Below are 9,195 nucleotides of genomic sequence, written 5' to 3'. Positions count from 1 at the left end.
GACGACGAGGTAGATAGGTTGGAGGTGGAAGTGCAGCAATGCATGGAGCTGACCAATACTAATCGGTCGAGGGCTTATCCTATAGTTAGAATGCAAATTCGTTTCGGATTCAGTTTTCAGGCGATTAAGCCTGTATGGATTATATGGAAAAAGTCTTGTTTGGAGAGATACCCAAGTGGCTATAAGGGGACCCTCTGCTAAGGGGTTAGACTGCGTAAGCGGTGCGTGGGTTCGAATCCCACTCTCTCCGCCATTCCAATCCATATGAATACTAATTATTGTGGCGGTGTAGCTCAGCTGGCTAGAGCGTACGGTTCATACCCGTGAGGTCGGGGGTTCGATCCCCTTCGCCGCTACCATAATACCTGGAGGCTTAGCTCAGCTGGGAGAGCATCTGCCTTACAAGCAGAGGGTCGGGGGTTCGATCCCCTCAGCCTCCACCATTTATAATACCGTAATACCTTACACTGTGCCGGTGTAGCTCAATTGGTAGAGCAACTGACTTGTAATCAGTAGGTTGGGGGTTCAAGTCCTCTCGCCGGCACCATTTTTTCATCTAAATTGTGGAACCGTGGTGTAGTTGGCCTAACATGCCTGCCTGTCACGCAGGAGATCGCGGGTTCGAATCCCGTCGGTTCCGCCATTTATCTTAATGAAGTATAGTTTTCCACAGAAGAGTGGAAGTGTAACTATTCCGCTTCATTGTCATGTAAAAATTTCATATGGCTCGGTAGCTCAGTCGGTAGAGCAGAGGACTGAAAATCCTCGTGTCGGCGGTTCGATTCCGTCCCGAGCCACCTTTCTTGGGGGATTAGCGAAGTGGCCAAACGCATCAGACTGTAAATCTGCTCACGTACGTGTTCGGTGGTTCGAATCCATCATCCCCCACCATTTATGAGCCATTAGCTCAGTTGGTAGAGCACCTGACTTTTAATCAGGGTGTCGAAGGTTCGAGTCCTTCATGGCTCATCCCAATTAGAAAAAGTCATCACCTTTATGGTGGTGGCTTTTTTGTTTTTTAGTTATTTTTTGTTTTTCCAGTGAAAACTGAAGAAGGATTACAGTAAGCAAGTTTAAAAATCTGGATTTCGTTTAATTATAAGGGTATTCATGCAGTGCAGAAACGAGGGATATTCCTTGATATATGATGCGATTATTGTTGGTGGTGGGATTGCTGGTTTACAGGCAGCGATTCAGTTGGGTCGGTACTCGGCTCATCGTGTGTTGGTGGTGGACGCTGGGAAGGGACGCTCGAGTCTGTGCCGGAGCTATCATAACATACTGGGATGGCCGGATGGCGTATCGGGAGAGGCGCTGAGGGCCAGTGGTAGACAACAGGCGGAACGTGTCGGAGTAGAGTTTTTGGTGGATGAGGTCCTGAAGGCGGAGAAGCAGGAGAACCATTTTCAGCTGCGGGGTATTCAAGGTCAGACCTATCGCACGAAGACGATATTGCTGGCAACTGGGGTATCGGATCGTTTTCCAGACCTGCCAGGGTTGACCTCCTTGCTGGGCTGCAGTGTATATGTCTGCCCCGACTGTGACGGGTATGAGATTCAGGACCGGCAGACCGTGCTGATGGGTGCGGGGGAAGCCGGGGCGAATATGGCTTTTATTTTACGCGAACGGACGAAGCATTTAACCTATATTAATCATGAGAAAACAGCGTTGTCCCCTGAATTGCTAAATCGCTTGAACGCAGAGGGCATAACATATATAGAAGAAACTATATCGCGTGTGAACGGGCAAGAGGATGGAATGATTACGGGAGTAGCTTTGGAAAATGGTACATTTCTTCCCGCAGAGCGTGGCTTTATTGCTTTTGGCGGAAACCCTGTGCATTCGGAGCTTGCAGCCGAACTAGGCGTGGAGTTGCATAAGAACAAGCACATAGAAGCTAATAAGCGCTCAATGACAACCAATGTGGAGAATGTATGGGTGGCAGGAGATGTAGCTGTTCATGCTGAGCAAGCGACAGTAGCTATGGGCGAGGGTGCCCTGGCAGCGATATGGATGAACAAAGCTTTGAAGAAATTGAAACGTGAAGAACATAACTATTCTGAGAGTACAACCGGAATATGACATAAAATTGCACAAGATATTATCGTTCGACCTGTTCTGACACCGCATGATGCATAGAAATATGTTAAAATAGTCGAAAAGAGTAAGAGTGGTGGAGTATGGTGACGATGGATAGCGAGACATTGCGTCAAAAGTTGGAACAGCTCACCGGAAAAAGAACCGGACTCAAGCAGTTAGGGAGGCAGCAATCCGCTTCCCTTTTTGGCGTAGGAACGGAAGGCAAGGAACAGCAGCCTGTTATCTCTGAAGGAAGTTTGTGGGTGCCCTTATATGATAATGATGGCCGTATAACGACAGTATGGGTAGAACTGGAAGGTCTTAGTTCGCGGGAAGTTCAGCTGGTCAATTATGCAGCCCAGAACTTTGCAGTAGCGCTGAAAGCCACAGGGTTTCGTGAAGAAGGCGAGGTGGAAGCCCGTCAGCTTAGCAGTTGGTTGAATGCCCAGTTGGAGCAAGAGAAGGATGACGCAGAGATCCCTGATGATATGGCTTTAAAGAGCCGGCTGTTCAGCGATATGATTCCTTTTCTCCTAAGTAGTGAAAACGTACACAGTCCTCAGGTATCTTACAGATCGTTAATGAAGCTGCTGCGGAGTTATTTTGAGAATGAGGTTCTGCTTATTCCGCTTCAGGAGAAGGAATGGTTGATTTTAGCGCGTAAGGAACTGCTCACCGGCGGGGATGATAAGGAAGATGAAGAAGAGAATGACGATGATCTGCTGGCCCAGACTTCAATGGGGCTGCATGAGCTGATCGCCAGTGAATGGGTAGGGATCTTTCATCTAGCGGTAGCACCGGCGGTTGTTCCGGTCAAAGGTCTAACGGGTTCAGTGGCGCTGCTACGGGAAACCATCATTTTAGGTCGGATTTTCCAGGTCGGCGAATATATTCATCTCCCTTGGGAGCTGCGCTTAGAGCGTCTAGTGAATAGTATTCCTGACACCAGACGACGCAAGCTACTTGGGCAGATCGGCGACTATAGCTCTGTCTTGTCCGACAAGGAAATGCTGCTGACACTGGAGACTTTCTTTGAAATGGACTGTAATGTGAGTGAAACCGCTAAGAAGCTATATATCCACCGTAATACGCTGCTCTATCGTTTGGACAAGATCAAGCAGGAGACTGGGGCCGACGTCCGAAGCTTTGGAGACGCTGCAATTGTAAAGCTGACGATGCTATTGTATAAAGTGACGAAAAGAAAATAGGTTTTTTGTGAACGTTACAAATAGCCATCCCGGCATAACTGGGGTAAGATAAATGTACAAGAAACGAATTGATGTTTTAATCCAATAAATGACTCGAGGGGGAAATACAATGGCAGGCGTACGTTTAGAGCATATTTTCAAAAAATACCCGGGTTCTGATAAAGCTACAGTTGAGGATATCAATCTTGATATTAAAGATAAAGAATTTCTAGTACTGGTTGGACCTTCCGGTTGCGGTAAATCCACAACTTTGCGGATGATCGCAGGTCTGGAAGAAATCTCCGAAGGTAAAATGTACATTGGCGACCGTGTCGTGAATGACGTTGCTCCTAAAGACCGTGACATCGCGATGGTATTCCAATCTTACGCGTTGTACCCGCACATGAGCGTATACCAAAACATGGCGTTTGGTTTGAAATTGCGTAAAGTGAAGAAAGAAGAAATCGACAAGAAGGTACGTGAAGCTGCGAAGATCCTCGACATCGAGCACTTGCTTGAGCGTAAACCAAAAGCACTCTCCGGTGGTCAACGCCAACGTGTCGCTTTGGGACGTGCGATTGTCCGTGATCCGCAAGTCTTCTTGATGGATGAGCCTCTTTCCAACTTGGATGCTAAACTTCGTGGTCAAATGCGCGCGGAAATCACTAAACTGGTTAAGCGCCTTGAAACTACTTGTATCTACGTAACGCATGACCAAACAGAAGCTATGACAATGGGTGACCGTATCGTAGTTATGTACGATGGTATCATTCAACAAGCTGCTTCTCCTGAAGAGCTTTACAACCAACCTCAAAACCTGTTCGTAGCGGGCTTTATCGGTTCCCCTACAATGAACTTTATTACAGGTACTTTGAGCGATGTAAACGGCGCTGTTCGTTTCCGTGCTGACAACCTGGATGTTGAAGTACCAGGCGGCAAAGCTCAAATCGTTCGTAACAAAGGCTTCATCGGTAAAGAAGTGGTTATGGGCGTTCGTCCAGAAGATATCCACGAAGAGCCAGTATTCCTGGAAGCTTCTCCGAACACAATCTTCTCTTCGTTGGTTGATGTTACCGAGAATCTGGGTCACGAAATGCTCTTGTACCTGAGCGGAGTGGGCAACAGCACTGTTATTGCCCGTGTAGACGGACGTTCTACAACTCGTGAAGGCAGCAAGCCAAAATTGGCGATCGACATGAACAAAGTTCATTTCTTCGACAAAGAATCCGAAAAGAACATTTTGCTGGGATAAGTCTTATCCCGCTTTGCGAGCCACCCCTTTGGGGTGGCTTTTTTATTGGCCTGTGAAGGGTATGCATCCTTCTCCGAAAGGGGATATACCCTTTGTTAAGGGGCATTAAGATTGCATTCATAGGCATTATCCATTAAGATTAGCAGGAGAATTACCTGCGGATGGAATGGGAATATCATCCTAACCGAACGCGGGATAGCGGAGAAAAAACCGCAGGCGAGGAAAGGAAGAATTCACATGGCTAAGAAGGTAAAAGTATCTGAATTGGTACAGCATTTTCAATTAGAAGTGGTATCGGGACATGAGGGTCTGAAGCGGCCGATCACGGTCGATGACCTCAACCGCCCTGGTCTGGAAATGGCCGGTTATTTTGAATATTACCCTGAAGAACGTGTTCAGCTGCTGGGCAAGACCGAGCTGGCTTTCTTCTCCATGCTGCCGGAGGAAGAGCGGAAGAGCCGTGTCCGGGGCATTTGTAATGACAATACGCCTTGTATTGTAATCACCCGTGCTTTGGAAGTACCACAGGAACTCATTGATATAAGTAATGAAAAGGGATTGCCTGTGCTGCGCAGCTCGATGGCTACTACGATTTTTTCCAGCCGTCTGACGAGTTTCCTGGAAGGGCGTTTGGCTCCTACGGCTACCATTCATGGCGTATTGTGTGACGTGTATGGGGTAGGGATGCTTATTACAGGCAGCAGTGGTATCGGTAAGAGTGAGACGGCGCTTGAGCTTGTCAAACGCGGTCATCGTCTGATTGCCGATGATGCGGTTGAGATTCGCCAAACTTCGGATAACCAGCTTCATGGTACAGCACCGGAACTGATCCGTCACTTGCTGGAGATTCGCGGCGTAGGGATTATCAACGTGATGACGCTATTTGGTGCTGGTGCGATTCGCAATCATAAGCGTATTACGCTAGTGGTTAGACTGGAAGCTTGGCAGCAGGATAAACAATACGACCGCCTGGGACTTGATGAAGAGACGACTCGTATTATCGATACGGATATTCCGCTCGTAACCATTCCTGTTCGCCCGGGACGTAACCTTGCCGTTATTATCGAGGTTGCGGCGATGAACTACCGGTTGAAGCAAATGGGCTTTAATGCGGCGCTACAGTTTACCAACAAATTAACAGCCACCATCTCTGAGGATATGGATGATCTGGACTAGGAGTGTGAGAGAATGTTCCCTTTAGCTTTGGACCCCATAGTCTTTAGAATTGGATCTCTGCCGGTTCACTGGTATGGTTTGATTCTGGGACTGGGCGCACTGGTGGGATTATTTCTGGTCATTCGCGAAGGCAGCCGGTTTGGCATTCCTCAGGAGTTCTTTATGGACATGCTTTTGCTGGGAGTGCCCTCCGCAATTATCGGTGCCCGCATTTATTATGTAGCGTTCAAGTGGAATGACTATAAGGATAACTTTGTGGATGTCTTCAAAATCTGGAACGGAGGCATTGCCATCTACGGGGCGCTAATCGGTGCCATTATATGCGGAATCATCTATTTCCGGTATAAAGGTTATCCATTCTGGCGCATTATCGATATTTGCGCACCTGGGCTGCTTGCCGGTCAGATGATCGGGCGTTGGGGGAACTTTGTGAATCAGGAAGCCTATGGCGGCGTTGTTGAGGAATCTTTCCTGCGCAGCAAGCTACATCTGCCTGACTTCATTGTTAATCAAATGTACATAGGAGATGCTTTTCATCATCCTACCTTCCTCTATGAGTCACTCTGGAGTCTGCTCGGGATCGCAATTCTAATGATACTCCGGCGCCAGAAGTTTGTCCGTGCAGGTGAAATATTCCTGTCTTACTTCATCTGGTACTCCATTGGACGTTTCTTCATTGAGGCCTTGCGTACGGACAGTCTAGGTTACAATGGAAGCAGTGGTCTGGCATCATTCATCAATGGACTGTGGAGTCCGATGAAATGGCTGGGCTTTGAACCAGGGTTCCTGGATCCAAACTACGGAAATATCCGCATTTCTCAGCTGTTGTCCTTGTTAATTATTGTTGCTGCTGTGGTGCTCATTATTATCCGTCGGACTACAGGACAGCCGAAAGCTCATTATTCCGATCCTATTGTTTCGACAAAGACCGGGAACACAGATGCCGTTGTACCTGACAGCGCAGAGCATACACCACAGCAGGCCTCTAAGGGGTCACAGGCCGGTCTCAAGCCGCCTACTGAAGAGGATAAGAAGGAGCAGTAAACTTGAAAATAGAATGCGTTCTTTTTGATCTGGATGGAACGATTGTTGATACGAACGAGTTGATTCTGAATTCGTTTAAGTATGCATTACAGCACAACAACCTGCCCCCACTGAGCAGGGAAGAGATGATTCCTCACATGGGGACTACGCTTCAGCATCAGATGAGAGTGTTCTCGGGGCTGGAGGATATAAGTGGTTTGGAAGCTTCCTACCGCTCCTATAATTACGAGCATCACGATGCTCTGATTCGTTCTTTTCCACATGTGAATGAGACGATGGAAGCATTGGCGCGGCGGGGGATTAAGATGGGGATTGTAACCACCAAGATCCGTCCGACGACTATCAAAGCGCTAGAAATGTTCGATCTGCTCAAGTACATGGATACCATTGTGACAGTGAACGATGTTACGGAACCTAAGCCACATCCGGAGCCTGTCCTGACAGCTGTACGCAATCTGAATGCTGATCTCCGTACAACCTTGATGGTGGGGGACAGCATCGTGGATATTCAGTCGGCCAAGGCTGCGGGAGTGTATGCGGCAGCTGTCGCCTGGTCACTCAAGGGCGAGGAGACGCTTAGCAAGTATGGGCCGGACTATATCATCCACGATATGAAGGAAATCTGTGATCTCGTGGATCAAGGGACGGATTAATTGTGAGAAATGTGACCCGTTATCCCGTGGAAGGGCATAACTCGTTGTGGTACATTTACCGTACGGTCAGCCCGTGGAAGGGCGTCAAAAACTTTATTTTCATTCAAATTGCCCGTTACTGTCCGATTCTGCCGTTAAAGAACTGGATATACCGGCGTGTGCTAGGTATGAAGGTAGGAAAGCATACGGCGTTTGGACTGATGGCGATGGTGGATGTATTTTTTCCGGAGAAAATAACGGTTGGTGAAAACTCAATTATTGGCTATAACACAACTATCCTGGCGCATGAGTATCTCATTAAGGAATACCGCCTGGGTGAAGTCATTATCGGGGAGAACGTACTGGTGGGTGCCAATACCACGATCCTTCCCGGGGTGACCATTGGGGATGGGGCGATCGTAGCTGCGGGCTCTGTAGTCCACAGAGACGTGCCAGCCGGTGCTTTTGTGGGAGGTAATCCACTTAGAGACCTGAAATCGTCTCAAAGCGCGGAGAGTGTGGAAGAATCGTGAATAACAGCTTGGACCCTGCAGTTGAATATTGCGTGCTTGTGCGCAACACCTGCAGGGTTTTTCGCGTCTTATATGAATAATGGAAACACAAAGCTTAACAGGAGGGAAGATAATGAAGCAAAAAGAAAGGATTCCACAGCTGGATATTTTCCGGGCCATTGCTATTTTTGCCGTGCTGGCGATTCATGCTACTTCGCGTACACTCGCGGAGACGCTGGGAACCTCCATGTTTCACCCGTTCTTATTCATTAATAAATTCAGTCAGTTTGCAGTACCTTCATTTGTATTCTTGAGCGGGTTTGTCTTGTTCTACAATTACATAGATCGGCCGCTAAGCGGCAAGACGCTTGGGAAATTCTATAGCAGACGGTTAATTTATATCATAGTGCCGTATGTGATGTTCTCGCTGATGTACTTTATATTGAAAATGACCGCAGGACATAGTTGGAGTCTGCCGCCCATGGAGCTGGCTTCCAAGCTGGGCAAGTATCTGCTGACAGGTACGGCGTACACGCACCTTTATTATGTCATTATCATTATTCAATTCTATGTGCTGTTCCCGCTGATTCTGTGGTGTCTGCAAAAGGTCCGTTCACTGGCGGCTTGGGCTCCGTTAATCGGGCTGGCGCTTCAGTGGGGCTTCGTCGTTCTTAACAAATATATGACCAACCACGGGTACTGGCAGTTGACGAAGGGAAGCCTGGCCATTACATACTTCTCTTACTTCCTGCTCGGGGCAGGGATAGCGGTCTATTACGGATCATTGAAAAAATGGCTGGTACCTTCTCGCGAAGGCTGGCGTGCCAGCAGGGGTTATGTCTGGGTTGCACTCTGGTTGCTGTGGATCGCTGCAGGTGTGGTTCATGTGGAGCTGTGGTTCAATAACTTTACCAAGAAAACCGTCATCAACAGTCTGTGGTATGAGGCATTCTCCAATCTGCATGCGCTGCTCTCCTGCCTTGTTCTGCTGCAGCTGTCCTTCCTGCTATACGGGGCGGGCCGCAGTCTGACTGCTAGATTGCTGACCTCTGCAGGCGCATGCTCGTTCGGAATCTACTTGATCCATCCGGCGCTTCTCTTCTTCTATAGAAAGCTGCCGTTCCATGGCGGTTCACTGGCCTACACCGCGGCCATTGCCGGAGGCTGGCTGGTCGCGTTGCTCGTGTCCTGGTTGATTGTCGCGATAGCCTTCCGCTATGTGAAGCCAGCATGGATTGTGTTCGGCTCTGCACCGCAGAAGGCGAAACCAGGCGTGCAGAGCTAATCTGCGGACCTGTAGCCTACATTCTGCC

At 48.4% G+C, this 9,195-nt stretch carries 8 protein-coding genes, 8 tRNA genes and 1 rRNA gene; all 17 read left to right on the top strand.

The genetic code is table 11. The features are described 5' to 3' along the window. A 23S ribosomal RNA gene (locus ACFRAM_RS28120) occupies nt 1-82 on the top strand; the annotation flags it as partial. A 79-nt stretch (nt 83-161) separates the two neighbouring features. Beyond that, nucleotides 162-253 (top strand) — tRNA-Ser (locus ACFRAM_RS28115). A 29-nt stretch (nt 254-282) separates the two neighbouring features. Then, nucleotides 283-359, top strand: a tRNA-Met gene (locus tag ACFRAM_RS28110). An 8-nt stretch (nt 360-367) separates the two neighbouring features. Next, a tRNA-Val gene (locus ACFRAM_RS28105) sits at nt 368-443 on the top strand. 28 nt (nt 444-471) lie between these two features. Continuing rightward, nucleotides 472-547: transfer RNA gene (locus tag ACFRAM_RS28100), tRNA-Thr, on the top strand. Nucleotides 548-565: 18 nt separating this feature from the next. Then, nucleotides 566-643: transfer RNA gene (locus ACFRAM_RS28095), tRNA-Asp, on the top strand. An 81-nt stretch (nt 644-724) separates the two neighbouring features. Next, nucleotides 725-797, top strand: a tRNA-Phe gene (locus tag ACFRAM_RS28090). Between the two features lie 8 nt (nt 798-805). After that, nucleotides 806-891 (top strand) — tRNA-Tyr (locus tag ACFRAM_RS28085). A gap of 5 nt (nt 892-896) precedes the next feature. Beyond that, nucleotides 897-969 (top strand) — tRNA-Lys (locus tag ACFRAM_RS28080). 168 nt (nt 970-1,137) lie between these two features. Then, nucleotides 1,138-2,082, top strand: coding sequence for an NAD(P)/FAD-dependent oxidoreductase (locus tag ACFRAM_RS28075; protein WP_379470306.1), 945 nt, complete (start codon nt 1,138-1,140; stop codon nt 2,080-2,082). Between the two features lie 107 nt (nt 2,083-2,189). Continuing rightward, nucleotides 2,190-3,287 carry a PucR family transcriptional regulator gene (locus ACFRAM_RS28070; RefSeq protein ID WP_379470304.1) on the top strand — a complete coding sequence of 366 codons (1,098 nt, stop codon included), beginning with the start codon at nt 2,190-2,192 and terminating at the stop codon, nt 3,285-3,287. Between the two features lie 109 nt (nt 3,288-3,396). Further along, complete coding sequence (locus ACFRAM_RS28065) at nt 3,397-4,518, top strand: ABC transporter ATP-binding protein (RefSeq protein WP_379470302.1); 1,122 nt, start codon at nt 3,397-3,399, stop codon at nt 4,516-4,518. 237 nt (nt 4,519-4,755) lie between these two features. Further along, on the top strand, nt 4,756-5,694 hold the full coding sequence (gene hprK / locus ACFRAM_RS28060; protein WP_175369942.1) for an HPr(Ser) kinase/phosphatase: 939 nt from the start codon (nt 4,756-4,758) through the stop codon (nt 5,692-5,694). 12 nt (nt 5,695-5,706) lie between these two features. Then, entirely contained in the window at nt 5,707-6,738 is a 1,032-nt protein-coding gene (gene lgt, locus ACFRAM_RS28055; protein ID WP_379470300.1) for a prolipoprotein diacylglyceryl transferase, read from the top strand. A gap of 2 nt (nt 6,739-6,740) precedes the next feature. Further along, on the top strand, nt 6,741-7,391 hold the full coding sequence (gene ppaX, locus ACFRAM_RS28050; protein WP_379470298.1) for a pyrophosphatase PpaX: 651 nt from the start codon (nt 6,741-6,743) through the stop codon (nt 7,389-7,391). A 2-nt stretch (nt 7,392-7,393) separates the two neighbouring features. Beyond that, the gene (locus ACFRAM_RS28045; protein ID WP_379470297.1) at nt 7,394-7,903 is read left to right on the top strand and encodes an acyltransferase; all 510 of its coding nucleotides are present in this window, start codon (nt 7,394-7,396) and stop codon (nt 7,901-7,903) included. A gap of 112 nt (nt 7,904-8,015) precedes the next feature. Next, a complete protein-coding gene (locus ACFRAM_RS28040; RefSeq protein ID WP_379470295.1) occupies nt 8,016-9,167 on the top strand; it encodes an acyltransferase in 1,152 nt (383 codons plus the stop codon). Nucleotides 9,168-9,195: the final 28 nt, after the last annotated feature.

Source organism: Paenibacillus sp. NPDC056722, assembly GCF_042790635.1.
GTDB classification, from domain to species: Bacteria; Bacillota; Bacilli; order Paenibacillales; family Paenibacillaceae; genus Paenibacillus_AQ; species Paenibacillus_AQ agri.
This window is presented reverse-complemented; position numbering and strand designations above follow the sequence as displayed.